This window comes from Streptomyces sp. NPDC058051, assembly GCF_042885475.1.
Lineage (GTDB): Bacteria > Actinomycetota > Actinomycetes > Streptomycetales > Streptomycetaceae > Streptomyces.
In genome coordinates this window covers 159,928-185,689 of sequence record NZ_JBHVRW010000001.1, presented here as the reverse complement: position 1 = coordinate 185,689, position 25,762 = coordinate 159,928, and the positions used below count along the sequence as shown (strand labels likewise).

General features: G+C 71.7%; 18 protein-coding genes and 2 pseudogenes. 10 read left to right on the top strand and 10 right to left on the bottom strand.

Annotation, left to right across the window (positions count from 1 at the left end; translation table 11 throughout):
* Window positions 1-81: 81 nt before the first annotated feature.
* The 5 genes from ACFVUT_RS00850 to ACFVUT_RS00830 all read right to left on the bottom strand — a co-directional run bounded on the left by ACFVUT_RS00850 (window position 82) and on the right by ACFVUT_RS00830 (window position 4,730).
* Window positions 82-855: an SDR family NAD(P)-dependent oxidoreductase gene (locus ACFVUT_RS00850; RefSeq protein ID WP_389642123.1), complete on the bottom strand. Its 774-nt coding sequence runs from the start codon at window positions 853-855 to the stop codon at window positions 82-84.
* On the bottom strand, window positions 852-1,523 hold the full coding sequence (locus tag ACFVUT_RS00845) for a TetR family transcriptional regulator (protein WP_389642121.1): 672 nt from the start codon (window positions 1,521-1,523) through the stop codon (window positions 852-854). The genes ACFVUT_RS00850 and ACFVUT_RS00845 overlap by 4 nt, the downstream gene beginning before the upstream one ends.
* 43 nt (window positions 1,524-1,566) lie before the next feature.
* The gene (locus ACFVUT_RS00840; RefSeq protein WP_389642118.1) at window positions 1,567-2,859 is read right to left on the bottom strand and encodes a PP2C family protein-serine/threonine phosphatase; all 1,293 of its coding nucleotides are present in this window, start codon (window positions 2,857-2,859) and stop codon (window positions 1,567-1,569) included.
* A 177-nt stretch (window positions 2,860-3,036) separates the two neighbouring features.
* Entirely contained in the window at window positions 3,037-3,813 is a 777-nt protein-coding gene (locus ACFVUT_RS00835; protein WP_389642115.1) for a GNAT family N-acetyltransferase, read from the bottom strand.
* On the bottom strand, window positions 3,810-4,730 hold the full coding sequence (locus ACFVUT_RS00830) for an NADP-dependent oxidoreductase (protein ID WP_389642112.1): 921 nt from the start codon (window positions 4,728-4,730) through the stop codon (window positions 3,810-3,812). Before ACFVUT_RS00830 ends, ACFVUT_RS00835 begins: the two co-directional genes overlap by 4 nt.
* Before the next feature lie 234 nt (window positions 4,731-4,964).
* On the opposite strand from ACFVUT_RS00830, the pseudogene ACFVUT_RS00825 reads away from it, so the two are divergent.
* The 8 genes and pseudogenes from ACFVUT_RS00825 to ACFVUT_RS00790 all read left to right on the top strand — a co-directional run.
* Window positions 4,965-5,168, top strand: a pseudogene (locus tag ACFVUT_RS00825) (VOC family protein); the annotation flags it as partial.
* Window positions 5,169-5,336: 168 nt separating this feature from the next.
* On the top strand, window positions 5,337-6,989 hold the full coding sequence (locus ACFVUT_RS00820) for an ABC transporter substrate-binding protein (protein ID WP_389642109.1): 1,653 nt from the start codon (window positions 5,337-5,339) through the stop codon (window positions 6,987-6,989).
* A gap of 58 nt (window positions 6,990-7,047) precedes the next feature.
* Window positions 7,048-9,195, top strand: coding sequence for an alpha/beta hydrolase family protein (locus ACFVUT_RS00815; protein WP_389642106.1), 2,148 nt, complete (start codon window positions 7,048-7,050; stop codon window positions 9,193-9,195).
* Window positions 9,192-10,265 (top strand): ABC transporter permease, encoded by a 1,074-nt coding sequence (locus ACFVUT_RS00810; protein WP_389642103.1) that lies wholly within the window; start codon window positions 9,192-9,194, stop codon window positions 10,263-10,265. The genes ACFVUT_RS00815 and ACFVUT_RS00810 overlap by 4 nt, the downstream gene beginning before the upstream one ends.
* Window positions 10,262-11,089: an ABC transporter permease gene (locus ACFVUT_RS00805; protein WP_389642100.1), complete on the top strand. Its 828-nt coding sequence runs from the start codon at window positions 10,262-10,264 to the stop codon at window positions 11,087-11,089. The genes ACFVUT_RS00810 and ACFVUT_RS00805 overlap by 4 nt, the downstream gene beginning before the upstream one ends.
* On the top strand, window positions 11,089-13,065 hold the full coding sequence (locus ACFVUT_RS00800) for an ABC transporter ATP-binding protein (protein WP_389642097.1): 1,977 nt from the start codon (window positions 11,089-11,091) through the stop codon (window positions 13,063-13,065). Before ACFVUT_RS00805 ends, ACFVUT_RS00800 begins: the two co-directional genes overlap by 1 nt.
* 45 nt (window positions 13,066-13,110) lie before the next feature.
* The gene (locus ACFVUT_RS00795; RefSeq protein WP_389642094.1) at window positions 13,111-13,725 is read left to right on the top strand and encodes a helix-turn-helix domain-containing protein; all 615 of its coding nucleotides are present in this window, start codon (window positions 13,111-13,113) and stop codon (window positions 13,723-13,725) included.
* Between the two features lie 307 nt (window positions 13,726-14,032).
* Window positions 14,033-14,941, top strand: a complete 909-nt coding sequence (locus ACFVUT_RS00790; RefSeq protein ID WP_389642091.1) for an RNA polymerase sigma factor SigF — start codon at window positions 14,033-14,035, stop codon at window positions 14,939-14,941.
* Window positions 14,942-15,072: 131 nt separating this feature from the next.
* Here ACFVUT_RS00790 and ACFVUT_RS00785 read toward each other — a convergent pair whose 3' ends face one another.
* Both ACFVUT_RS00785 and ACFVUT_RS00780 read right to left on the bottom strand, forming a co-directional pair.
* Window positions 15,073-15,981 carry an NAD(P)-dependent oxidoreductase gene (locus ACFVUT_RS00785; RefSeq protein WP_389642088.1) on the bottom strand — a complete coding sequence of 303 codons (909 nt, stop codon included), beginning with the start codon at window positions 15,979-15,981 and terminating at the stop codon, window positions 15,073-15,075.
* Between the two features lie 54 nt (window positions 15,982-16,035).
* On the bottom strand, window positions 16,036-16,620 hold the full coding sequence (locus tag ACFVUT_RS00780) for an adenosylcobinamide amidohydrolase (RefSeq protein ID WP_389642086.1): 585 nt from the start codon (window positions 16,618-16,620) through the stop codon (window positions 16,036-16,038).
* 404 nt (window positions 16,621-17,024) lie between these two features.
* On the opposite strand from ACFVUT_RS00780, the pseudogene ACFVUT_RS00775 reads away from it, so the two are divergent.
* Both ACFVUT_RS00775 and ACFVUT_RS00770 read left to right on the top strand, forming a co-directional pair.
* Window positions 17,025-17,333: pseudogene (locus ACFVUT_RS00775) on the top strand (PRC-barrel domain-containing protein); the annotation flags it as partial.
* 1,164 nt (window positions 17,334-18,497) lie between these two features.
* Window positions 18,498-22,679: a carboxypeptidase regulatory-like domain-containing protein gene (locus tag ACFVUT_RS00770; protein ID WP_389642083.1), complete on the top strand. Its 4,182-nt coding sequence runs from the start codon at window positions 18,498-18,500 to the stop codon at window positions 22,677-22,679.
* Between the two features lie 106 nt (window positions 22,680-22,785).
* Here the strand turns inward: ACFVUT_RS00770 and ACFVUT_RS00765 are convergent, their stop codons facing one another.
* The 3 genes from ACFVUT_RS00765 to ACFVUT_RS00755 form a co-directional block, all read right to left on the bottom strand.
* Entirely contained in the window at window positions 22,786-23,586 is an 801-nt protein-coding gene (locus ACFVUT_RS00765) for an ABC transporter ATP-binding protein (RefSeq protein WP_389642080.1), read from the bottom strand.
* Window positions 23,583-24,593, bottom strand: coding sequence for a FecCD family ABC transporter permease (locus ACFVUT_RS00760; protein WP_389643565.1), 1,011 nt, complete (start codon window positions 24,591-24,593; stop codon window positions 23,583-23,585). Before ACFVUT_RS00760 ends, ACFVUT_RS00765 begins: the two co-directional genes overlap by 4 nt.
* 89 nt (window positions 24,594-24,682) lie before the next feature.
* Window positions 24,683-25,741 carry an ABC transporter substrate-binding protein gene (locus tag ACFVUT_RS00755; protein WP_389642077.1) on the bottom strand — a complete coding sequence of 353 codons (1,059 nt, stop codon included), beginning with the start codon at window positions 25,739-25,741 and terminating at the stop codon, window positions 24,683-24,685.
* Window positions 25,742-25,762 lie beyond the last annotated feature (21 nt).

Genomic DNA, 25,762 nt, shown 5'->3' with positions numbered 1-25,762 from the left:
TGACTCTTTCTTCGTGTGCTGTGCTCGCCCCCGTTCCCCCGTTCCCCCGTTCCCCCGTTTCCCCCGTTTCCCGTCCGTCGATCAGGAGGCGGAGTAGGCGCCGTCCACCAGGTGGTAGCTGCCGTGGATGAAGGAGGCGCGGTCGGAGAGCAGGAAGGCGGCGAGTTCGGCGACCTCCTCCGCCCTGCCGAGGCGTCCGGCCGGGTGCAGCGAGATGAGGTGGTCGCGGGCCGGGCCCTCCGTGTTGCGCAGCAGCGGCGTGTCGATGAAGCCGGGGCCGACGGCGTTGATCCGGATGTTCTGTGCCGCGTATTCGAGAGCCGCCGACTTCGTGAGGCCGACGACACCGTGCTTGGCGGCCACGTACGCGGGCGATCCGGCGAAGCCGTTGGTGCCGAGGATCGACGCCATGTTGACGACGGCGCCGCCGCCCGCCGCGGCGATCGCGGGAAGCTCGTAGCGCATCGAGTAGAAGACACCGTTGAGGTTGGTGGCGACGACCCGGTTCCAGTCCTCGATCGCGTACTCACCGGTGGGCTTGCTGGGGCCGCCGATGCCCGCGTTGTTGACGGCGAGGTGCAGGGCGCCGAACGTCTCGACGGCGAATCGCACGCCCGCTTCGACGGACTCGGGGTCGGTCACGTCCATGGCGACCGCGGCGGCCTTGGCGCCGGCGCTCTCCAGTTCGGCGACCGCCTTGCGGGCGTTGGCCTCGTCGTAGTCGGCGACGACGACGGCCGCGCCGCCTGCGGCCAGCCGGTGGGCGAGGGCCAGTCCGATGCCGGAGGCGCCGCCGGTGACGAGGGCGGTCCTGCCCGCGAACTCCTGGTCGGCGGGGGTGAGGGGGGTGCTCATGAGGTGGTGTTTCCTTCCGTGGTGCTGTGCGGCGCCGGCCCGGCGGGAAGCTGCGCGAGCAGTTCTCCGGAGAGGGCGTCAAAGGCCTGCCCGACCAGTCGGGGCAGGTCGTCCGGGTGTCCGCCACGCGCCCAGGCGGCCTGGGCCGCGAGGAGTGCCCCGGCGCCCGCGGCCACCGTGACGGCGGGACGGATGTCCAGCCGCGGGTCGACTCCGAGCCGGTCCGCGACGATGGTGACCGAGTCCTCCTGGGCGTCCACGCGGATGTGGTGGAACGCGGCGTAGAGGGTCGGCTCCTGCTCGGCGAGGACCAGCAGGTCGAAGATCCGCTCGCGCCGGTGCCATGCCTGCGCGCCCGGGTCTTCGAGCCAGGCGAGAACGGCACGGTGGTAGGCGGTGAGCGGGGGCTCGTCGGCGGGGCGTACGCGCAGGGCGTCGTTGATCCGGTCGCCGTCGCCCCGGAGCGAGTCCAGGACCGCGGCTTCCTTGCTGGTGAAGTACCGGCTGAAGGTCCGCCGGTCGACGTCCGCGCGTTCCGCGATCTCCTCGACCGTCACGTTCTTCAGCCCTCGGTCGAGTACGAGCTCGAACGCGGCCTGCGCCAGGGTGTCCCGGGTCCTGCGGGCCTTGCGGCTGCGCCGCTCCGGGGTCTTCCGTTCCGGATCCATAAGTGCACGGTACACCGGAAAATGTCCCATCGCGACAGGAGTCTCACCGGGACAGTCGATCAGCATCCAGGTGCCCCCTCGCCGCCTGTCCACGGGCCACTGGAGGCGTCGGCCCTGTCCGGTCCACGAAGGTCTCCGCGGCGCGGCGAGCACCGGCGCCGGCGCCGGCGGCCACAGGCTGTCGGCGGCTGTCCGCCGTCGTCCGGCACAGGGCGAGCGCGGCGATGTCGTCGCGTCGCACGCCTCCGGAAAAGGTCGCCAGGTCGGCATGGAGGGCGTCCAGGATGTCGCGGGGGCCGAGCCGCGCCCAGCGTCCCAGCCGGGCGTCCAGCGGATAGAAGGCTCCGGACGCGTCGCGGGTCTCGGTGACCCCGTCGGTGAGGACCAGGAGCGTGGCGCCGGGCGGGAAGTCCAGCCACTCCGCGGCCCGTGCCTCTGTGCTGAGCTCCGCCAGGCCCAGCGGAACGGATGTGCGGCGCAGCGGGACCGGGCGGGCCACGTCGTCGTCCAGGAGCCGGGGCGGCAGATGGCCGCAGTTGACGACCCGCACGCGGTCGCCCTCGTCGAAGCCGAGGACCAGGGCGGTGACGAAGCGTTCGATCTCCCCGGTCTGGGCGGAGAACATGTTGTGCCGGGCGACCGCGTCCTCCAGCGCGTCGACCACCCCGATCAGGGTGGGCTCGCGGATGGCCGCTTCCCGGAAGGCTCCGAGTACGGCGAAGCCCGCCCCGATCGCGGGGAGCCCCTTGCCCTGGACGTCTCCGATGATCACCCGGGTTCCGTAGGGCGACTGGACGACCTCGTAGATGTCACCGCCGACCAGGCGGTCCTCCTCGATCGGCGTGTAGATGCCGTGGGCGAGGATCTGCTCGGTCGGGATAGGCAGCGGGCGCAGGATCTGCCGCTGGAGCGCGACGGCCGCGGAACGCAGCCTGGCTATCTCGGCGGCGTGCCGGATGCGCAGCGCACAGGAGCCGACCCCCAGGAAGCAGGCCAGCACGGTGAAGGCGACGCTGCTGGCCATGTCCCAGAACGTTCCGCCGGTCACCAGCCGTGAGCAGACGGCGACGGTCATGATCGCGGTGGCCACGCCCACGGTCTGCCGGATCGTTCCGAAGACGGAGACGAGTGCGGGCACGACCACGAGGAGCGGCACCAGGCGCAGCTCGTCCCCGGTCCAGATGTCCAGGATGCCGACCAGGGCGGTCAGTACCGCGAGGCCGCCGAACAGCGTTCCGTTTCCGACCCGGGGAGCGAATACGGCCGCCTCCCCCGCGTCCGTGCCCGGGAGCGTCGCTCCACCCGTCGCCCATCGGCGCTGGAGCCCGATCGTCACGGCCCGTTCCTCCCGGGATCGGCCGGCCCTGTGCCGGCGTGTGCTCCCAGTCCATCCCGTACGCGGGCGGCGGCGCACGAGGCTTAGGGCCTCATGGGGTGCGCCGAAGGTCCCGGTGCGGTGCACGACAGTGGCCTTCGGCCCGGAGCTCCCGGGCCGAAGGTCCCGCGTCGCGGATCAGCGCACGGCTGCCGCGCGGGCATCGCCGTCGCGGCGGGCATCGCCGGTCCCCGGCCGGGGCGTCAGGGGGTGTGCCGGTGCGAGCACGCCGAGGAAGGACGTCCGGCGGCGGAGCACGAATCCCAGCGACTCGTAGAGCCGGACGGCTCCGGTGTTGGACGCGGCAGCGTGCAGGAACGGCGTTTCGCCGCGCTGCCTGATCTCGTGGGCCACCGCGCGGACGAGTCCGCTGCCGAGCCCCTGTCCGCGCACGGAGTCGTCCGTGCAGACGGCGCTGATCTCGCTCCAGCCGGGTGGGTGGAGTCGTTCGCCGGCCATCGCGACGAGCGCTCCTTCGCGCCGGACGCCGAGGTAGGTGCCGAGTTCGACCGTACGGGGCAGGAACGGACCCGGGCGGGTGCGGGCGACCAGGTCGAGCATCTCGGGCACATCGGCCGGACCGAGCCGCTCTGCCTGCGGGAACGGGGCCGCGTCGACGCCGGCGTCGACGAGCTGGACGCCCTCGGCGTGGAAGGTGATCTCCCAGTCGTCCGGCGGCGGCTCGTGGAAGGACATGAGGGCGATGGCCCCACCGGGACCGGAGAGTGCGGCGGCGTCGGCCCAGTCCTCGGCCTGTGGCGCGTCGGGGAGGGCGGCCCAGGGTGCCACGTCCACCGCGTAGCGCAGGACACGGCCGCGGCGCTCGGCGAAGTGCGCGTGCGGACCGGTCAGTGCGGCGTGGGCCGGGCTGTCCAGCGGGTGCGGGTCACCGCTGGTGGCGTGGGGCGCGCTCACCGGGTCGCCTCGATCACGATCTTGCCGCGCGCGTGGCCGCTCTCCACGGCACGCAGTGCTTCTCCCGCTTCGGTGAGCGGGAAGGTCCGCGTCACATGCGTCCGCAGGACCCCGGTGACCACGAGCTTCGCCACCGCGTCGAGGACCGCCGCGGTGCGGGCCCGTGCGACGGCCGCGCCGCCGAGTTCCTCCGCCAGAGGCTTGCCCCCGGCGCTGATGAGCGCGGAGCGGTCGGCGACCAGCGGGGCCACGTCCCTGAGCGTGTCGCCTCCGACCAGGTCGAAGACCGCGTCGATGCCGTCGGGGGCCGCTGCCCGGATCCTGTCGGCCAGGTCCGCCCCTGATGCGACGTGCACCGCGCCGAGCGACTCGATGAAGTCCTTCTTGCCCGCGCTCGCGATGCCGATGACATGGACACCGGCATGGTGGGCAAGTTGCGCCGCGACCGTCCCGACGCCGCCGCCCGCCCCGGTGATCAGCAGGGTGGAACCGGGGGCAGGAGAGAGCTGGACGAGACCGTCGTACGCGGTGGCCGCCGCGACGGGCAGCACGGCCGCGTCGGTGAACGACAGGTCCGCCGGCTTGTGTGCCGTCACGGCCACGGGCAGCAGCGTGTACTCGGCGTACCCGCCGGTCACCGGGTTGCCGAAGACCTCGTCCCCGACCTCGAATCCCTCGACGTCCGGGCCCACGCCCGCGACGACTCCGGCGGCCTCGCTGCCGAAGACGGTGGGAAACGGCTTCGGCTCGCTTCCGGGCCTGACGTAACCGGTGCGCAGCTTCCAGTCGACCGGGTTGACCCCGGCCGCGCGAACGGCGACGAGCAGCTCGCCGGGGCCGGGCACCGGCACGTCCTGCTCGACGAGTGCCTCCACCTCCGGTCCGCCGTTGCGGGTGAACACGTACGCCTTGGGCATGGGTTCCCTCTCTCCTGTTCGTGGCAGCGAGTGCACGACAACGGCTCACGGTTCCACCGGCCGGGCCGGTCACCGCGGCGTCACAGCAGACAGGAAGGTCCTTCTCCGTTCGTGTATTCCCGGGCGTGCGGAGTGTTCACCGGGTCGCAACGATCCAGCGGAAGCCACCCGTTTCGCGCTCCACGAACGCATCCACCGGGAGTGCGTGAGATGCCTCGGGCCACCGCCCTCCGACGGGGCGCGCATGCCTCCGCGACCGTCGTCGTGTCGGATCTCGACGCACTCGTCGAGAGCCTCACGGCCCACGGGGCGACGATCACGACACCGCCGAGTACGAGCGAGACGGGCCGCTGTCCCTGCGCCCGGCACGCGGGCGGGGCCGAGGTCGAGTACGTCGAATGGAGGCCCGAGCTGGTCCGCCGGATCGTCGCACGGTGATCCCCTGCCGGTGATTCCCTGCCAGGCGGTCTCCTGCCGGTGATTCCCCGCCGAATGTCCACGTCCTGGACATTTATAAGCCGCCCTTTGACGACCTCAAAGGCATCGGATACTGTCCACGCCCAGTTGGGCAGTTCTAGTGGACAGATGCGAGATGGGTGGTTCCCGATGACCTCGGAACCGGGTGGCAACCTCAGCCGACGGCGACTGCTGCGCCTTGCCGGTGCGGGAATGGGCGTATTCGCCGCTTCGGGTGTGCTCGCCGCGTGTGCGCCCCAGCCTGCGAAGGAGTCCGGTGACGACCAGGCCGGTTCGGGCGCCCGGGCCCAGGGCGCGGACGTGCCGGTCGACAGCCTCACCCTCGCCCTGCCCTCCTCCATCTCCAGCCTCGACGTGGGCCGCGAGTCGGGCGTGCTCAATTACACGGTCGCGGTGCTGGCCCAGGAGTCCCTGCTCTCGGTCGACCCGTCCGGAGAGCTGAAGCCCGGTCTCGCGTCGTCCTGGAAGCAGCCCGATGCCAGGACGTACGTGTACACGCTGCGCCGCGGGGTCACGTTCACCGACGGCACTCCGTTCACCGCGGACGACGTGGTGGCCTCCGTCGAAGCCATCCGGGATCCGAAGAACGGTTCAGCCCTCGGTTACGCCTACGCGGGGGTGCAGTCGGTGAAGGCCACCGGCGACCACGAGGTGACGATCCGGCTCAAGGAACCCGACGCGATGTTCGCGTGGACGACGACCGCGGGCGGACTCCTCATCAGCAGCCGCGCGTTCCTCACCCGCAACCGGGGACGGATCGGCACAGCGAAGACGCTGCTGCTCGGCACCGGCCCGTACCGGATCACGGAGTTCGCCGCCGACGACCACGTGCTGCTCGAACGCAACGACGCCTGGTGGGGCGAGAAGCCCGCTGTCCAGAAGCTCAAGCTGTCCTTCGTCCCGGACGCCGGAACGCGGCTGGTCGCGATGAAGTCCGGCGCGGTGGACGGCGCCCTGAACCTCGCCTCGGACGAGGCCCGTACCTGGGAGTCGACCGCGGACGTCACGTACACCGGCGACCGCTCGGTGGTGTCGCTGGCGTTCGACACGGCCAAGGCCCCCTTCGACGACCTCCATGTCCGGCGTGCCCTCGCCCACGCCACCGACCGCGAGGGCATGGTGAAGGGCATCCTGCACGGCAGGGCCGAGGTCGCCGACGCACTGCCCTCGCGCGACATGTGGGGCGATCTGATGCCGGCCGACGAGGTCCGCTCAGGCTACGACGCGATCCCCGCCCTGCCGTACGACCTGGACGCCGCCCGTGCGGAGCTGGGCAAGTCCTCGGCGAAGGACGGCTTCACCGCGGAGCTGCACTACCCCAACAGCGGGCCGCAGCTGGGCAAGGCGGCGCTCGCCCTCGCCGCCGCGCTCAAGAAGATCGGCGTCACACTGAACGTCAAGGAGATCACCCTGGAGCAGTGGGTGGCGGAGCTCGGCTCCGGCAAGCAACCCCTCCAGTTCCTGTGGTACTTCCCCGTCACGGGTGACCCGGCCGAACTGGCCGACCCGTACCTCAACGCCGCCGCCACGGCGACGGACATCGCGCACTACGACAACAAGACGGTCAACACCGCGCTGAACACCGCGAAGGCCGCCACCGACAAGGAGACGCGGGCCCGGGAACTCATGAAGGCGGTGCAGACGGCCGGCGCCGATCTGCCGTATCTCCCGCTGTGGTGGGCGCAGACCGCCACAGCGCTGTCCAAGGACCTCGTGCTGCTGGACCAGGGGCCGTTCGCGTTCATCGGGCCGTGGGCGACCCGGATCCGCAAGGCCGCCTGACCCCATCTGCTCCCCCGGCTCTCCGGGCACATCACCCCCGCACAAGGAACGGACCGTCATGCCCAGTACCACCGCGCCCAGACCGCCGCAGCGGCGTGCCGCCACCGTCGTGCGGCGCGTGCGTGAGGCGATGCTGCGACTGGTCCATCCCGTCGAGGCCCGGATCAGTCCGGACGGACGCGCGGTCGCCGTCGCGGCGGCCGGTCCGCAGAACGTCGGACTGGTCCTGGCCCCGGTCCCGGCCGGACCGCGGGGCGCGCGGGCCGACGAGCGGCCCCCGGTGCTCCTCGCGCCGCCGGAGCCGTCCACACCCACGAACCGCCACAGCCCGCGCTGGCTGCCGGACTCCCGGACGCTGCTGCACATCGCCGAAGCCGAAGGGCGCACCGGGACCGATGTGCGGCTCGCGGCCCTGGACACGGCCTCCGGAGTCGTCCGCACCATCGCCGCCGCACCCGGTTCGGTGGAGGAACTACTCGTCTCCGACGACGGAAAACAGGCGCTGCTGCTCTGCGCGCGGGACGGCGCGGAACGCGACGGCATGCATCTCGGCCTGCCGGTACGTCTCGGAGCCGTCCCCGCGCCCGAACGGTTCGCCCCGGGCACCGGCCGCCGCTCACTGCATCTCGTCGATCTCGCTGAGGGCACGGTGCGCGAGGCCGGACCGGCCGGGCTGACCGTGTGGAACGTCGCCTGGCGCGGTGGCGCCACCGCCGTCGCCACCGTCTCCGAGGAGACGCTGCCCGCCGGCTACTACGGCGCCCGGTTCGCGGCTCTGGATCTCGAAGCCCGCACGGCCAGGACCCTGCACACACCCCAGGGGCAGCTGGGCGCTCCCGCCGTCTCGGCGGACGGCCGGACCGCGGCGGTCTGCGAGGGGATCTCCATCGTGTCCGGACAGCCCGTGGTCGCCGACCTGACGACCGGGCGCACCGAGGCGGTGCCGGGCGTCGAGGACGCGACCTGGCTGCGGTTCGACGACTCCGGCGCTCCCGCGTCCCGCTCGCTGTGGTTCGCGGGCTGGGACGGGACGGGTTCCCGCGTCGGACACAGCGGGCACACCGCGGGCACCCTCTGGTCGGGGCCGGTGACCCTCGGCGGGGCCGGCTTCCAGCCCGAGCTCTCGCTCAGCGGCGACGGACGGCTGGCCGCCACCGTGCTCGACGCACCGGGCCGCCCGGCCGAGGCCGTCGTCGCCCGCACCGACGGACCGGACGCCTGGAACTGGGTGCCCGTCACCGCGCTGAACGTGCCCGCCGACCCCGCAGTCGCCGCGATCCGTACCGAGGAGACCTCCTGGTCCGCGGCCGACGGACGTACGGTACGGGGCCTGGTTCTCTCGTCCGGCGAGCACGCGGGGCCACGCCCGCTCGCCGTCCTCGTGCACGGCGGCCCCGCCTGGCTGTGGTCCGCGGGATACGCGCCCGGCGACGTCCTCGGGCTCGCGCCGGCGCTGGCCGCCGCCGGGTACCTGGTCCTGCTCCCCAACCCGCGCGGCAGCAGCGGCCGAGGGCTGGAACACGCCCGCGCCGTGGTCGGCGACGTCGGCGGCGCCGACCTGGACGACGTGCTGTCCGGTGTGCGCCACCTCGTCGACGCCCGGCTCGCCGACCCGGACCGTACGGCCGTCCTGGGGCACAGCTACGGCGGCTACCTCGCCGCTCTGGCCGCGGCCCGCACCGATGTGTTCCGGGCGGCGGTCGTCGTCTCCGCGCCGACCGACTGGCTGAGCTTCACCCACACCAGCAACATCGGCGGCGGCTACGACCGCACGTACCGGATCGGTGGCGCGGACGCGCACGCCGAACTGATCCGGCGCTCCGCGGCCTTCGCCCACGGCGGCGGCGGCACACCGACGCTCATCGTGCACGGGTCAGCGGACCGGGTCACTCCGGTCGGCCAGGCGCACGAGCTGTACCGGTCGCTGCTGCGTGCCGGACGCGCCGCCGTCGAACTGTACGTATACCCGGACGAGGGCCACGAGTTCACCGACGAGGCCCACCTCCTCGATGCCGCCGCGCGCGTCGAGGAGTGGCTCGCCACCCACCTGGACCGGGCCGCAAGGGCCCTCCACCAGACCGCCGTGCCCGGAGACGCTTCCCCCGAGCGGATCCCCGGCACGGCTTCCGAGGCCGGGCCGGAAGGTGCCACCCCCCGAGCGCCCTCCGGCCCGGCCGCCCTCCACCCGGCCGGGGGTGGGCGATGAGGCCCGCCGCCCGCTCGCGGCTGCGCGCGGCTCTCCCCCTCGGCCTCGTGGTCCGCCGTCTCGGCGGCACGCTCGCGCTGCTGTTCGTCCTGTCCGTCGCCGTGTTCGCGCTGCTCCAGGCCGCGCCGGGCGACCCGGCCCAGACGCTGCTCGGGCCGCGCAGCGCGACCCCCGAGGCGCTGGCCGCCGTACGGGCCCGCTACCACCTCGACAGCCCGCTGGCCGTGCAGTACTGGTACTGGCTCAGCGACGCCGTCCGTCTCGATCTCGGCACGTCGATCCGTACCGGGGAGAGCGTCGCCGCCGCGCTGGGCGACCGGCTCGTGCTCACGGGACAGCTCGTCGGTCTCGGTTTCGCCGTGGCGTTGCTGCTCGGTCTGCCGCTGGGGGTCCTGGCGGGCCTGCGGAGCCGGCGCTTCACCGACCGGGCCGTACAGAGTCTCGGTGTGGTCGCGCTGTCCACTCCCGCGTTCGCGGGCGGTCTGCTGCTCATCTATGTGTTCTCCCTGATGCTCGGCTGGTTCCCTGCGTACGGACCGGGAGAGGGCTCGGGTACCGACCGGTTGATGCATCTGGTGCTGCCCGCGCTGGCGCTCGGAGTCGCCGTGACCGCCGTCCTGCTGAAGCTGACCCGGGCCGCGGTGATCCGTGAGCTCGAACGGGAGCACGTCACGTTCGCCCGTGCCCGGGGTGTGCGTGAGCGGGACATCCTGATGCGGTACGTGCTGCGCGGCACCGTCGTTCCCGTGCTCACCGGGATCGGTCTGATCCTCGCCTATCTCCTCGCGGGGACGGTCATGGTGGAGCAGGTCTTCGCGCTGCCCGGCCTCGGTTCCCTGCTTGTCGATTCGGTCACCTTCCGGGACATCCCCGTCGTCCAGGCGGAGGCGCTGCTGATCGCCGCCCTGGTCTGTCTGGCGAACCTCGTCACCGACCTCGTACAACCGCTCCTGGATCCACGGCTGCGGAGCGCCCCCGTGACGAGGACACCGCCCGTGAGGAAGAAGACGCCCGGGTCACCGGTCTCCATCGCCGCGTCGTTGGAAGTCCGTGAGGAGGAGGGCCGTTGAAGACCCGATCGCTCCACCGCCGGTTCTCACCGCTCACCGTCTGCTGTTCCGTCCTGTTGGTGCTGTTCGCGTGCGCCGCGGCCTTCGGCCAGTTGGTCCTGCCCGACTGGGACGCGCAGGATCTCGCCACCGGTGCCACCATGCCGGGCGGCGGCCACCCGCTCGGCACCGACGAACTCGGCCGGGACATCGCCCAGATGGTGATCGCCGGGGCACGGAGCACACTGGTCGGTGCGGCGCTGGTGGCCCTCGGTTCGATGGTCATCGGCAATGTGCTCGGGCTCGTCGCGGGCTACCGGGGCGGCTGGATCGACACCGTCGTGCGCCGCTGGGCCGATCTGCTGCTGGCGCTGCCCGCCCTGCTCGTGACGATCGTCGTCGCGGGGATCGGCGGTGGCGGTTACGCGCTGGCCGTCGGCGTCCTCGTCGTGCTGACGTCACCCGCCGACATCCGACTGGTGCGGTCCGCCGTGCTGGAGCAACGCCACCGCGCCTACGTCGAAGCGGCACAGACACTGGGTCTGTCCCGGTTCACGGTGATGACCCGGCACATCTGGCCCAACGTGCTGCCCGTCGTGGTGGCCAACACCCTGCTGAACTTCGCCGGGGCGATCGTCGCGCTGAGTTCGCTGTCCTTCCTGGGACTCGGTGTGCCGCCGGGCGCCCCGGACTGGGGCCGGATGCTCTCCGAGAACCGCACCCTGCTGTACGACAACCCGTCCGCCGCCCTGGCACCGGCCCTGCTGATCATCGCCGCCGCCGTGGCGCTCAACCTCCTCGGCGACCGGCTGTTCGAGGCGTTCTCCGACCGTGGGAGGTCCTGATGACAGCGCGCACGGCGACACCCGGCCCTTCCGCCGCCCACCCGGCACCTGGCACCGGCCCGCTGCTCTCGGTGGAGGGCCTGAGGGTCGCGGCCACGGCGGGGGCGGGCGGCCCGGTCCCGATCCTGGACGGTGTCTCGCTGGAGGTCGGCCGGGGCGAGTGCATCGGCATCGTCGGCGAGTCCGGCAGCGGCAAGTCCCTGGCCATGCGGGCCGTGGCGGGTCTGCTCCCGACCGGGACCGGAGTGACGGGCGGGTCCGTACGGATCGACGGGCAGGAAGTCCTCACCCTGACGCCGCGCGAGCGGCACGCCCTGCGCGGACGGCGCGTCACGCTGCTGATGCAGGACCCGTTCACGATGCTGCACCCGCAGCTCACCTGCGGACGGCAGATCGCGGACGGGCTGCGCGGCCTCGACGGCCCGCTCCGGGGACGGGCGGGGAAGGCGGCCAGGCGCGCCGCGGTGGAACGGCGGCTCGCCGAGGTGGGGCTCGGCCCCGATGTCGCCGACCGCTATCCGCACGAGCTGTCCGGAGGCATGCGCCAGCGGGTGGCGGCAGCCGCGGCGCTCGCGGGCGACCCGGAGCTGCTGATCGCGGACGAACCGACCACCGCGCTGGACGCCGCCAACCAGCGCGCCGTGCTCGATCTGCTGCGCGGCCTCCAGCGCGGCCGGGGCATGGGACTGGTCCTGATCACCCATGACCTGCGGGTCGCGTTCTCCGCCTGTGACCGGGTGTACGTGCTCTACGCGGGCAGTGTGCTGGAGCACGGCCGCTCCCACGAACTGGAGTCGGCCCCGCTGCATCCGTACACGGCCGGCCTGCTGGCCTCCGAACCGTCCGTACGCGAGCGGTACGCCGAACTCCCGGCCATTGCGGGTTCCGTGCCGGCACCGGGCGCCAGGAGTGGCGGCTGTCCGTTCGCCGACCGGTGCGCCCATGCGGCCGCTGTGTGCCGCACCGAACCGGTCGTGCTGCTGGCGCCGCCGTCCGCCGCCGGTGCACCGGACGACGGCTCGCCCGGAACGCGGCGGCTGTCGGCCTGCGTGCGGCTCGCGGAGATCGGCGACGCGCTCGCCGCGCCGCCGGTGCGGGCCGCCGCCATGCCGTCGTCCGGGTCCGGGCACGCCCCGGACGACGAGGCGCACGCCCGGGACGCCGCGCTGGTCGTCCGCTCCGTCGACCGCACGTTCCGGTCCTCGGCCGGCGATCACACCGCGCTGCGCGACGTGAGTCTGACCGTTCCCCGGGACGGCGTCGTGGCCCTGGTCGGCGAGTCCGGCTCGGGCAAGACGACACTCGCGCGGATCGCGATCGGGCTGGAGACCTTCGACGGTGGCGCGGTCACCGTGGGCGGCGTCGCCCTGCCCCCTGGGCGTCTTCCCGGCACCGCGGACCGGCGGCGCCTGGCCGGACAGGTACAGATCGTCTTCCAGGACCCGTACTCCTCGCTCAACCCACTGCGCACCGTGGGCGCGACGCTGCGCGAGGCGCTGGCCGCCGCGTCCGGCCGGCGAGGGCGCGGCGCCCCGGAGGCCGAGGTGATCACGCTGCTCGAACAGGTGGGGCTGCCGGGCTCGTACGCCACGCGACGCCCGGCCGCGCTCTCCGGCGGCGAGCGTCAACGGGTCGCCCTGGCACGGGCGCTGGCCGCCCGGCCCAGGCTGCTGATCTGCGACGAGGCGGTGGCGGCGCTCGACGTGTCGGTCCAGGCCCAGTTGCTCAATCTGCTCGCCTCGCTCCAGCGGAGCGAGGGCTTCGCGGTGCTGTTCATCACCCATGACCTCGGTGTGGTGCGGCAGATCGCCGACCGGGTGGCCGTGATGCATCGGGGGCGGATCGTCGAACAGGGCGCCACGGACGAGGTACTGGACGATCCGCGGCACCCGTGGACCCGGCGCATGATCGACGCGCTGCCCGAACTCACGGGCCACGACGACACAGCTCTGACCGATGGCCGGCCCCGCCGGTAGAGTGTGCCGCTGACCTGCACGTACCACCGACAGCGAGGAGGAACGGTGTCCGAGCCGCCTCTCACCATCGGCCTGCCCGCGCCCGCGCATCCCCCGGAGACGCAGCCGTCCGCCGCCTCCGGGGTACGGGCGGCGTTGGCCGGGAACCTCAACCGCCGTCGGCTGGCACGTGGGTGGAGCCTGCGCGAGCTGTCGGCTGCCACCGGTGTCAGCAAGGGGCTGCTGTCCCAGATCGAACGCGCCGAAGCCAATCCGACGGTCGAGGTGCTGGTACGGATCGCCGACGTCCTGGACACGAACTGCACGGATCTGCTCCGTCAGCCGCTGCTGCGGCCGGAGATCATCCGCGCCGCCTCGCTGGACGAACCCGCGGACGAGACCTCCGTCAATCTGCTCTACTCCGGCCACGAGCCCGGCCGCATCGAGATATACCGCACCCGTCTGCATCCGCACGCCCAGAGCCAAGTCAGCTCGCACGGTGTGGACTCGGTGGAGTACGTGCTGGTGATGTCCGGTCAGGTGACACTCGTCGTCAATGACGTCCCGCATCTCCTGGGCACAGGTGACACGGCCCGGTTCTCGGGGCTCAGCAGCCACTACTACACCACCGAGGACTCCCCCGCCGTCACACACACCATCGTCGGCTACCCGCGCGACTGAGCCCCGCGCGCGCCGCTCCGCGGTCGTGCCACCGTCGATTTCGACTCAACCATCGCTGGATATGCCCCGGTCGGCCCCGATGTGCCGTCCGGTGTGGCACTCTGGAGACGACCGCCCCACCGGGCTCCCCCGTACCGGTGGGGCGGTTCCGCTGTCCGGCGCGCGTCGCCCGCGCGGACACCGACGCGCACACGACGGTTCTCGGCCGTTGACGCCATTTCGCAGATCGCCCCCTCTTCTCGCGCATGAGAACTCCCTTCGGGGGCAGGCGCATCCACCTCACCTACGACCCGGGGAGCGTGACGAGATGACGGCGCACACGGCGCGGACCGCCGGTACGGAACGAGCGGGGGGCGCACGGTCGACGCCGGCGGGAGAGGCCGCCGGGAACACCAGCGACCTGCCATGGATCGAGGACGCGGGGAAGATCAGCCCGCCGGACGCACGTGAGCTGTCCCGGCTGTTCTTCGACCGCCTCCAGCTCCTGGAGGAGGGAACCCCCGACCACCAGTACGCGCGCAACACCCTCATCGAGATGAACCTCTCCCTCGTCCGGTTCGCCGCGGGCCGGTTCCGCAACCGCGGCGGCGGCGACATGGAGGACATCGTCCAGGTGGGCACCATCGGGCTCATCAAGGCCATCGACCGGTTCGATCTCTCCCGCGAGGTCGAGTTCACCACCTTCGCGATCCCGTACATCACCGGCGAGATCAAACGATTCTTCCGGGACACGAGCTGGGCGGTGCATGTCCCGCGCCGGCTCCAGGAGTTGCGGGTCGACATCGCCAGGGCCAAGGAGTCCATGGCCACCCGGCTCGACCGTGACCCGACCGTCGCCGAACTCGCCGAAGAGCTGGGGCTCACCGAGAGCGAGGTCACCGAGGGCATCGTGGCGGCGAACGGGTACACGGCGGGTTCGCTGGACATGTCGGCCGATCCGACGGACGCGGATCTGCGGAACACGCCGAAGCGCACCTTCGCCGACGTACTGGGCGAACCCGATCCCGGCATGGAGGCGGTCGAGAATCTGCATACGCTCGCACCGCTGATGGGCGGCCTCGACGGCCGTGAACGCCGCATCGTCGACATGCGTTTCGGCCAGGAGATGACCCAGTCCCAGATCGGCGCGGAACTCGGCATCTCGCAGATGCATGTGTCACGGCTGATCAGCAGGATCGTGCGCAAGCTCCGCGACGGGATGCTCGTCGAGGAGTGATCCGGGCGAAGGCGGTCTCCGGCTGCCGCCCCGACCGGTCCACGACTGCACACGCCGTCCCGGAGTGCGGGCGGTCCGGCGGCGGTGCCGGAGTGGGCGGCACCGGCACCCGGCCGCCCGGACGGCGGGGCTCAGCCGCCGTCCCTCTCCGGGGCGCGACCCGCGTAGTAGGTGGCGATCATGTCCTCGTCGCCGTGCCCCGCCTCCTCGGCGCGTGCGAACCGTTCGGCCGACGCGGCGACGAGATCCAGTCGCACCCCCGCCGCCTGTGCCGCGTCCAGGATGAGGCGGCTGTCCTTGAGCGCGTTGGACAGGGTAAAGCTCGGGGTGAGGTCACCGGAGAGAAGGGCGGCGGACTTGCCCTGGAGGTAGCCGGTGTCCAGCGGGCCGCCCTTCATGGCATCCAGGAACATCTGCGGATCGATCCGAAGCCCTTCGGCGAGATTGAGGCATTCCGCGATGTTGTTGACCATGCCGATCACCCAGGTGTTGGCGACAAGCTTCAGCCGCGAGGCCGTTCCGGGGGTCTCCGCGACCCAGACCGTGCGCTGCCCGATCGCGTCCAGTACAGGGTTCACCACCGCCCGGGCGGCGGACGGACCGGACACGAAGACCGTCAACGTGCCCTGTTCCGCGGGCTGTTTCGTACCGAGGACCGGTGCGTCGACGTAGACGAGGCCGGCCTCGCTCGCGCGGCGGGCGAGATCGGTGGTGGCTTCGAGCCCCACGGTCGAGCTCTGGAGGAGCACCTGGCCGACGTGCAGCCCCGGTGACGCGGCGGTCAGTGCGTCGGCGACGGCGGAGCCGTCGTTGAGCATGGTGAGGATGACATCGGCACCGCGCACGGCTTCCTCCGCCGTATCGGCGACCGTGGCTCCCTCGGAGGCGAGCGGGGCCGCCTTCACCCTCGTACGGTTCCAGGCACGGACGTCGAGTCCGGCCCTCAGCAGACTCCTGGCCATGCCGGATCCCATGATTCCGGTGCCGAGGACGGCGACGGTCGGCCGCTGCGGGGTGGCATCGGCAGCGCTTGAGGTCATGAGAGGACTCCCTTCATCGGCGGCGCCCCGGTCGGCTCGCGCCACGGTGAGCTCTCAGGATTGCCGCAGCGCGCCGTCGAGGACGGCAGCGTGCACGGCCCTGGCGAGTCGCGCGCCCCAGCGGGAGCGCGGTCCCGCGAAAGGTTCACCGGGGGCCGCGCCCGGGGACGGGGCGGCGATGCAGACGGCGTCGGTGGGGGTGCCGGAGCAGTCGAGTCCCGCGTCCAGGAGTGCTTGGACCTTGGCCTCGGTCGCCGTGGCGACCGCGTTGACGAACGCGGCGTCGGAGAGCGCCACCGGCAGGGTGACGACGACGTTGACCGTGCCCGGGCGCGGGGGCTCCTCCGTGTCCTCGGCCGGGGCCGCCGCCCACCCCCGTACGCCGAGTCCGCAGGTGGCGGTCGCCGTCACGCCGTCGTCGGCCGCGACCGTGTACGCGGTGACATCGGCGGCGGTCATCAGTCCGGCGCCGGGTCCGGTGAGGCGCTCCGCGGCGGCGATCTCGGCGAGGTGACGGTCGGGGTCGAGGCGCGGATAGCCGCCGGGCACCTGGGCGTTGAGGATCCAGGCGCGCGGCCCGATGCCTCCGCCGAGCACGGCGCTGCTGCACACCCGCCACCCCGGACCGAGCCGCCACACCAGATGGTGCAGGTCCAGACCGTCCTCGCGCCGGGTCAGCAGTTCGCCGCGCTGTTCGGGCAGCCGAATGCGTACGGAACGGATGAGACACCCCCGGTGGCGCGGCAGGACGACGGTCGTCAGTCGGCAGGTCGATCATATGCGCCGGTGTCCGTCGGCCCGCCCCCGGTGCGGCGCGGGCCGACGGACACCGAAGTCCGACTCCGGGAAACGCCACCCGACCGGGCCAACCCGAAAGCGGTGTGTGTGCCTCCCCTGCCTCCCCTGTGGACGGCCGCCGGGCACGTCGTGGGCGGCCTGCGGGAACGCGGGCGGTTGCGCCCTCCGCACGGGTGCGGCGCGATGGATCCCGGACACGCCGCGAGCCCAGCCATGGGCCGCGCCCGGGCGAGGAGGAATCGGACATGGAAGCCGCCGGCGGTTTCACGGATCCCGGAGAGCTCGACGGCCTGACGGTGTACGACGCGACGGGTGAGAAGATCGGCAGCGTGGGCCGGGTGTACGTCGACGACGACACCGGCCGTCCGGACTGGATCACGGTGAAGACCGGTCTGTTCGGGATGAAGGAGAGCTTCGTCCCCCTCGCCGGGGCCCGTCGCGTGGGTTCCGATCTGCACGTCGCGTATCCGAAGGAGCGTGTCGTGGGAGCTCCCCGGGTGGACGCGGACGCGCATCTGTCCGTGGCGGAGGAAGAGGAGCTCTACCGCCACTACAGCCCGTCAGGACCGCGGCCGCCGGGCCCGGAGGCCGCGTAGCCCTGTTGAGCCCGCGGAGATCCGCACGAGATGCCCCAAGGGCTGTCCGGTCATCCCTGGCGGGACAGCCCTTCCCTATGGCCCGGAAGGCGTGGCCAGCAGGAACGAGATCGAGGACTTCCTGGCCTCCATGACAGTGGCTCCCGCGTTCGTCCGCGACAGTCGCCTCGCCTTCCTCGCCGCCGGCCGACTCGGCTACGCCCTGTACGCACCCCTGTTCGCGGAGGGGCAGCCTTCCCTGAGCCTGACGGCCATGAGCGCCGAACCCGGATCCCCCGTCGGCCGTGCCCGGCGCCCGCGGCCGCGGGCGCTTTCGTCCCGGACGACTTCATCCGCTGTGTCGCGTTTACCTTTCGAACCCCGCCGGAATTTCCACCCACGCATCGCCGATAAACCTTGCCGAGCCCTCTGGGCGTTTAGTGGTTTTCTGCCCGAACGGCGGACCTGAGCACAAGACCGCCGAAATGGAGAAGAAATTTCCAAAAACCGTTCCACAGCAGAAAAATGCCTCACTCGTGTAACGTACATTGTTCATTGTCCGAAAGCGATCGCCCCGCCCCGTCCACCGCCGGAAAAATGCTGGTCACGCTCGTCTCGCACGAGCCCGACGGGCGTCCGGCCGCCACCGGTTGGCTGGATTCCACCCCCACCCTCCCCGAGACTTTCGACCGGTTTCCGATCACGTACCGCCCAGCCGCACCCACCCCGGCCCCCTGGTGCGGAATGAACAACTCCCCTTGCGTGAGCCAAGGTTGGAGCGCTTGCGGTACGAACTCGCACGGCAGCGACCGAGCCGGGTCGCGACGGCGACCAGCGACGGACCGTCACCGATCCCGTCCCGGGCATCACCCCGGCCACCGGCGATATCCGGTAACGGCCGATCTCACCCAGGACGCGGAGAATATCCCGGAACAGCCGCTCGATCGACATCACGCGGGCGCCGCTTTCCTCTCGACTTGCCGGTAAATGAGCCCCTTTGACGTCGCGGAGAAATAAATCATTAACAGCAACATCATTGACAGGCGTCTCCCGGATACCGACCAATTGTTGAACGGCGAAAACTATTCGCCGTCGACCCGAAAAGCGTGTGGTCGACCCGTGCATCACATGGGAGACACGCAATTGACTGTCACCGGCATATCCAGACCGGCAGCCAGACCCTCAGCGAGACGAAGAAGATCGGTCTGGACCGGGCTGACCGCCCTGGCCAGCGCCTCAGCCATCGCCGTACTGGGGCTCACCGCCCCGACGGCCGTCGCGGCGACCTCCGCGGGCTCTGACACCACCGCCAAGCCGTCCGTGGAGGCCTCCTGCGCCGAACCCGGGCCCGGCGAGGTGAGCTGCTTCGCTCTGCGCCGCACCGACGTGACGCCCAAGGAGGGCGTCCAGCCCAGCGACACCACCCCGAGCGGCTGGGGCGCCTCCGCGCTTCAGGACGCCTACAACCTGCCGGCCGACGGCGGCGCGGGCCAGACGATCGCCATCGTCGACGCCTACGACGACCCGACCGCCGAAGAGGACCTGGCGGTCTACCGCGCTCAGTACGGGCTGCCTGCCTGCACCACGGCCAACGGCTGCTTCAAGAAGGTCGACCAGCGGGGCGGCACCGACTACCCGGCTCCGAACAGCGGCTGGGCCGGTGAGATCTCGCTCGACCTGGACATGGTCTCGGCGTCCGCCCCGTACGCCAACATCGTCCTGGTGGAAGCCGACTCCGCAAGCTTCGAGGACATCGGCGCCTCGGTCGACCAAGCGGTCGCGCAGGGCGCCAAGTTCATCTCCAACTCGTACGGCACGGGGTACACCAGCACCCCCGGCAGTGGCGAGGACCCGTCGGAGACCACCGAGCTCGACGCCCACTACGACCACCCTGGTGTCGCCGTGGTTGCCTCCTCCGGCGACGACGCCTACGGTGTGGCCTACCCTGCGGCCTCGCAGTACGTGACGTCCGTGGGCGGCACCGCGCTGGTCCAGGACTCCTCCACCAGCCGCGGCTGGTCCGAGTCGGTCTGGAACAACAGCTACGGCGGTCCGGGCTCGGGCTGCTCGGTCTACGAGGCCAAGCCGGCCTGGCAGGAAGGCGTCACCACCGACTGCGACAAGCGCGCGGTCTCCGACGTCTCCGCGGTCGCCGACCCGTTGACCGGCGTCTCCGTCTACCAGACGTACGGCGGTGACGGCTGGGCCGTCTACGGCGGCACCAGCGCCTCCTCGCCGATCATCGCCGGTGCCTACGCCGCGGCCGGCACACCGACCGCCGGCACCTACCCGGCCGCCTACCCCTACGCGGCCGGCGGCAGCGGTCTGAACGACGTCACCGACGGCGACAACGGCTCCTGCTCCCCGGCCAAGCTGTGCACCGCGGGTGAGGGCTGGGACGGTCCGACCGGCCTCGGCACCCCGAACGGTGTCCAGGCCTTCCAGAACGGTCCGCACGGCGTGCTGAACGGCACCGTCACCGACAGCACCACCGGTGACCCGGTCACCGGCGCGGAGATCACCGCGGGCGACTCCAAGGCCAAGTCAGGGGCGGACGGCACCTACTCGCTGACCCTGGCGGCCGGCACCTACGACCTGACGGTCGACGCCTACGGCTACACCACGGCCACCTTCTCCGATGTCGAGATCACCGACGGAGGCACGGTCGCCAAGAGCTTCGCGCTCACGCCGGTCCCGACCCAGACCGTTTCCGGCAAGGTCACCGACGGCTCCGGGCACGGCTGGCCGCTCTACGCCGAGATCTCCGTGGACGGGCTGCCGGGCGCGCCCATCGAGACCGACCCGCTCAACGGCACGTACTCGGTGAACCTCCCGGCCGGCAAGAAGTACGCCCTGAAGGTCACCAGCAACTACCCGGGTTACCAGAGCGCCACCAAGATCATCACCGTGCTCGACTCGGCGGTCTCCGCCAACGTGAGCCTGCCGGTGGATGTCTGGGCAGGCACCGCGGCCGGGTACACAGCGGTGGACGACGGCACCACCGAGCCCTTCGACTCCACCGCTTCGGCCCCCGAGGGCTGGACCGTCGGCAACGCCGAGGGCACCACCGGCGGCTGGCAGTTCGACGACCCGGGCAGCCGCAAGAACACCACCGGCGGCACCGGCGCCTTCGCCATCGTGGACAGCGACGACGCGGGCAGCGGCAAGACCCAGGACTCCACGCTGACCAGCCCGTCCTACGACTTCTCGGACACGGACCTGCCGGAGCTCAGCTACCGGACCAGCTACAAGTCGTACTCCGGCCAGACCGCCAAGGTCGAGGTGAGCTCGGACGGCGGCACCACCTGGTCCGCGGTCTCCTCGCTCACCAGCGCCGTGACCGGTTCCAAGATCACGCTCCCACTGACCGACTACGCGGGCGAGTCCGATGTGCGGGTGCGGTTCCACTTCACCGGCAAGTTCGGCTGGTGGTGGGAGGTCGACGACGTGTTCATCGGCGCCCGCGGCGTGTCGCCCATCCCCGGCGGTCTGGTCGTCGGGCAGGTCGACGACGCCAACACCGGCGACGGCATCAGCGGGGCCACTGTGACCGGCTCCGGAACCGGCGCCGTGAGCACCACCTCGGCCGCCACCCCGAACGACGCGGCCCTCGGTGACGGCTTCTACTGGGCCTTCGCACCGGTCGGCAAGCAGACGCTGGCCGTCGCCAAGTCCAAGTACACCTCGGCCTCCAAGGCCGTGACCTTCGCCGCCGACTCCACCGTCGAGAAGAACTTCTCCCTGAAGGCCGGCGAGCTCAAGGTCACGCCCGCTGCGATCGACTCGTCGGTGGCCTGGGGCGGTTCGGCGACCAAGACCCTCACGATCAAGAACACCGGTGGTGCCGACGCCACCGTCAAGCTGGCCGAGAAGACCGGCGGCTACACCCCGGCGGCCTCGGGTGCGCCGTTGATCAGCAAGAAGGGTGACTACTCACCGCTGTCGGCGAAGAGCCAGGCGGGCAAGTCCGGTGCCACGGCGGCTCCGGCCGAGGCGGGCGACGCCTGGGAGACCGTGGCCGATCTGCCCGACACCATCGAGGACAACGCCGTCGCCGCCGACAACGGCAAGATCTACTCGGCCTTCGGCTACAACGGTTCGGCCGACATCAAGTCGCTGTACTCCTACGAGGCCGAGAGCGGCTGGACCAAGCTGGCCGACGCGGCGGACACCCGGGAGGCCCCGGCCCACGGCTTCATCAACGGCAAGCTGTACGCCGTCGGCGGCTGGGGTGCCGGCGGGAGCCCGGACGCCAAGCTGGAGATCTACGACCCCGCCACCAACACCTGGACGACCGGTGCCTCCTCGCCGGCTCCGCTGGCGGGCTCGGGCTCCGCGGTCCTGGACGGCAAGCTGTACTCCGTCGGCGGCTGCACCGCCGACGCCTGCGGCTCCGACTCGGTGACGGTCTACGACGCTTCGGACAACTCCTGGTCCACCGCGGCGAGTTACCCCGAGATCGTCGCCTGGGAGTCCTGCGGCGCCATCAGCGGACTGCTGTACTGCTCCGGCGGTGTCACCGACGACGGCGAGCTGAAGTCCGCGTACGTCTACGACCCGGCTGCCGACTCCTGGTCGGCCCTGCCGGACATGCCGAAGACCCTGTGGGGCTCCGCGTCCACCGCGGCGAACGGCCTGCTGCTGATCTCCTCCGGCGTCAGCGGCAACGCCCTCACCAACGTGGGCTACGCCTACGACCCGGCCGCGGGTACGTGGTCGTCCCTGCCCAACGCCGATGTCGCGACCTTCCGCGGCGGCGGCGCCCCGGGCTTCTACAAGGTCGGCGGCGCGATCGGCAGCGGCAACCCGGTCAGCACGGTCGAACTGCTCCCCGGCTACGACCAGACCGGCGGCTCCGACGTCAGCTGGCTGTCGCTGGGCTCCTCGGAGTTCGAGCTCGCTCCGGGCGCCAGCGTCTCGGTCGCGGTGTCGGTGAAGGCCTCGGTCGACGAGATCACCCAGCCGGGTGAGTTCACCGCTCAGATCGCCCTCTCCTCCAACACCCCGTACGCGACGGCGCCGGTCCCCGTCACCATGACGGTGGCCCCGCCGAACACCTGGGGCAAGATCACCGGGACGGTGCTCGGCAAGGCGTCCGACGGCAGCACGGCACCCCTGACGGGGGCGACCGTCCAGGTCGACTCGTGGGCGTCCTCGTACACCCTGATCACCGACAAGGACGGCCACTACGCCCTCTGGCTGGACGCCCGCAACAACCCGCTCACCGTGATCGTCGCCAAGGACGGTTACGCCCCGACGGTGACCACCGTCAAGGTCGTCAAGAAGGGAACGGTGACCACCGACTTCACCCTGAAGAAGTCCTAGAGGACGGAGCGGGCCCGGCCGCAGGACGGGCCCGCTCCGCGCCGGATGTCCCGGGGCCGCGCTCACCACGGTGGGCGCGGCCCCGGCCGGTCCCGGGCCGGCCCCGTCAATCGGTCCGCGCCGCCCGCTCCGGCAGGAAGCGCACGGAGGGCCGTCCGTCCGGGCCGTCGGGAGTGACCCGCGCCCCGACCCGGTAGACCTCGGCTATCAGCTCCTCGGTGATCACCTCAGCCGGGGTTCCGGCGGTCACCACCCTCCCCTCCGCCATGACGACGATCCGGTCACAGAACATCGCCGCCAGATTGAGGTCGTGCAGAGCGATCACACAGGTGAGGGGAAGTGTCGTGATCAACGACAGCAGCTCCAGCTGGTGCTGGATGTCGAGGTGGTTCGTCGGCTCGTCGAGCAGCAGTTCACGCGGCTGCTGGGCCAGGGCGCGCGCGATCTGGACCCGCTGCCTCTCGCCTCCGGACAGGGTGTGCCAGGACTGGTCGCTCCGGTCGGCGAGACCGGTCCGCTCCAGGGCTTCGCGCACCGCGTCGTCGTCCGCCCGGCCGGGTGCCGACCAGGCCCTGCGATGCGGGATGCGTCCGAGGCCCACCACGTCAAGGACGCTCAACTCGACCTGTGTGGTGGCGTGCTGGTCGACCACGGCGACCCGCCGGGCCACCCCTCGGCGGCCGATCTCGTCGAGCCGCCTGCCGTCGAGCGTCACCGTCCCCTGCTGCGGGGCGAGCACTCCTGCCAGTACCCGCAGCAGGGTCGACTTGCCGGATCCGTTCGGTCCGATGAGCCCGATGGTGGCGCCGGGCGGCGCGGCGAGACGGACCCCGTCGAGGACGAGGCGCCCGCCCGCCTCCCGGCTGACCCGCTCGGCCCGCAGGCCCTCGGCGGCTCCGTCCGTCATGTGACCCTCCGGGTGCGGTACAGGACCAGGACGAACGCGGGCACGCCGAGGAGAGCCGTGACGACTCCGACCGGCACCTCCTGCGGGTCGAGGGCCGTCCTGGCGAGAGTGTCGACCCAGACCAGGAACACGGCCCCGGTGAGAGCCGTGACGGGCAGCAGCCGCCGGTGTCCGGAGCCGATGAGCGCGCGGGCGGCGTGCGGCAGGACCAGGCCGACGAAGCCGATGGCTCCGGCCGAGCTGACGAGTACGGCGGTCAGCAGCGCGGTCGTGCAGAGCAGCACGATCCGGGTGCGCGCGACGTGCACGCCGAGTGCGGCGGCGGCGTCCTGGCCGAACGCGTAGGCATCGAGCGTCCGGGCGTGGCCGAGACAGACGGCCAGGGTCGCGACGAGAACGGCACAGCCGACCCACACATCGGTCCAGCCGACCCCGCTGAGGGAGCCGAGCAGCCAGAACAGCACGCCGCGGGTCTGCTCGGCGTCGGCGGAGGTCATCACGACGAAGGAGGTGAGCGCGGAGAACAACTGCATGGCCGCGACACCGGAGAGGACGACCCGGTCCGTCGTTCCCCCCAGGGTGTGGCTCAGCAGCAGCACGAGGGAGAACGAACAGAGCGCCCCGAGGAACGCGCCGGCCGAGATCGACACCGCTCCCCCACCGATACCGAGGACGACGACCACGACCGCGCCGGTCGAGGCGCCGGACGAGACGCCGAGGACGAACGGGTCGGCGAGCGGGTTGCGCAGGAGCGACTGCATGACGGCGCCGCACACCGCGAGCCCGGCGCCGCACACCGCGGCGAGCAGCGTGCGCGGCATGCGGAGGTTCCAGATGATGCCGTCCCGGATCGGGGTGAGCGGCGACCGGCCCCAGCCGACGTGGGCGGCGACCGTGGACCAGACGTCGCCGACGGAGATCCGGGCCGGACCGATGGTGACCGCGACCGCCACGGACAGCACGAGCAGTGCGATGCCACCGGCCCACAGGGCTCCGCCGCGCAGCATCTCCGCCCCCGCCCGTACCCGTTCGCCGCCGCGCGGGGGTGCTTCGGGGGCCCGCGGGGCATCCGCCCGGGTGGCCCGTCCCGTGTTCGTCACCCGGCGAGCCCGAAGGTGCGCAGCCCGGCGGCGACGCGTTCCACGCCCTCGACGGTCCGGATGGACGGGTTCATGGCCTGGCCGCTCAGCAGGACGTACCGCTTGTGCTTGACGGCGTCCATGTTCTTCGTGACGGGGTCGGACTCCAGGAATTCGATCTTCTTCGCGGCGCTCTCGGCGGTCTGTGTCCGGCGGGTCAGGTCGCCGATGACCAGGACATCGGGGTTGCGGTCGGCGACGGTCTCCCAGCTGATCTGCGGCCATTCCTCACGGGTGTCGTCGAAGACGTTCTTCGCACCGAGTTCGCGGGTGATGACACCGGGTGCACCGCAGCAGCCGGCCAGGTACGGGGCCTTGGAGTCGGAGAACCAGTAGAGGAGGGTGGTGTCGGAGGCGTCGATGCCCTCGGTCGCCTTCTTCACCCGGGCGCGCAGCTCTGCCACGAGACGGTCGCCGCGCTTCGGCACCCCGAACACCTTGGCCAGGTCGCGGACTTCTTCGTACACGTCGTCCATGGTCAGTGGCGACGTACGGGCTCCGTCGCCGCTGCCGCTGTTGTCCTTGCCGGTGCAGTCGGCGGGCGAGACGTAGGTCGGGACGCCGAGTTCCTCGAACTGTTCGCGGGGGGCCACACCGCCCTTGGAGAGCGTCGACTCGAACGACGCGCTGATGAAGTCGGGTTCCTGGTCGAGGACCTTCTCCGACGACGGCCGGTTGTCCGCGATCCTGGGAACCGTGGCGTTGGCCTTCTCCAGGCCCTTCATCACCGGGTCGGTCCAGGTCGCGGTGGCGGCCAGCCGGTCGGCGAGACCGAGGGACAGCAGGATCTCCGTCGATCCCTGGTCGACCGGGACGGCGTGGTGCGGCGGGGCTTCGACGGTGACGGTCCGTCCGCAGTTCTTCAGCGTCACCGGGTATCCGTCGACAGGATCCGACTTCGCCGCGGAGTGGTTCGTCCCGCCCCCGCAGGCGGTCAACAGGACGAGTCCCGTCGCGAACAGGGCGACGGTGCGGACAGGGTTGGCTATGGGCGGCACGGAGTCCCTCTGCGTCATGGGGCTCATGCGCGGAGCCCG

Excerpts from the sequence above, each read along its gene's own strand:
- ACFVUT_RS00850 (WP_389642123.1), bottom strand. The coding sequence starts at position 855 with ATGAGCACCCCCCTCACCCCCGCCGACCAGGAGTTCGCGGGCAGGACC.
- ACFVUT_RS00845 (WP_389642121.1), bottom strand. The coding sequence starts at position 1,523 with ATGGATCCGGAACGGAAGACCCCGGAGCGGCGCAGCCGCAAGGCCCGC.
- ACFVUT_RS00830 (WP_389642112.1), bottom strand. The coding sequence starts at position 4,730 with ATGCCCAAGGCGTACGTGTTCACCCGCAACGGCGGACCGGAGGTGGAG.
- ACFVUT_RS00820 (WP_389642109.1), top strand. The coding sequence starts at position 5,337 with ATGACCTCGGAACCGGGTGGCAACCTCAGCCGACGGCGACTGCTGCGC.
- ACFVUT_RS00815 (WP_389642106.1), top strand. The coding sequence starts at position 7,048 with ATGCCCAGTACCACCGCGCCCAGACCGCCGCAGCGGCGTGCCGCCACC.
- ACFVUT_RS00810 (WP_389642103.1), top strand. The coding sequence starts at position 9,192 with ATGAGGCCCGCCGCCCGCTCGCGGCTGCGCGCGGCTCTCCCCCTCGGC.
- ACFVUT_RS00800 (WP_389642097.1), top strand. The coding sequence starts at position 11,089 with ATGACAGCGCGCACGGCGACACCCGGCCCTTCCGCCGCCCACCCGGCA.
- ACFVUT_RS00790 (WP_389642091.1), top strand. The coding sequence starts at position 14,033 with ATGACGGCGCACACGGCGCGGACCGCCGGTACGGAACGAGCGGGGGGC.
- ACFVUT_RS00785 (WP_389642088.1), bottom strand. The coding sequence starts at position 15,981 with ATGACCTCAAGCGCTGCCGATGCCACCCCGCAGCGGCCGACCGTCGCC.
- ACFVUT_RS00765 (WP_389642080.1), bottom strand. The coding sequence starts at position 23,586 with ATGACGGACGGAGCCGCCGAGGGCCTGCGGGCCGAGCGGGTCAGCCGG.
- ACFVUT_RS00760 (WP_389643565.1), bottom strand. The coding sequence starts at position 24,593 with ATGCTGCGCGGCGGAGCCCTGTGGGCCGGTGGCATCGCACTGCTCGTG.
- ACFVUT_RS00755 (WP_389642077.1), bottom strand. The coding sequence starts at position 25,741 with ATGACGCAGAGGGACTCCGTGCCGCCCATAGCCAACCCTGTCCGCACC.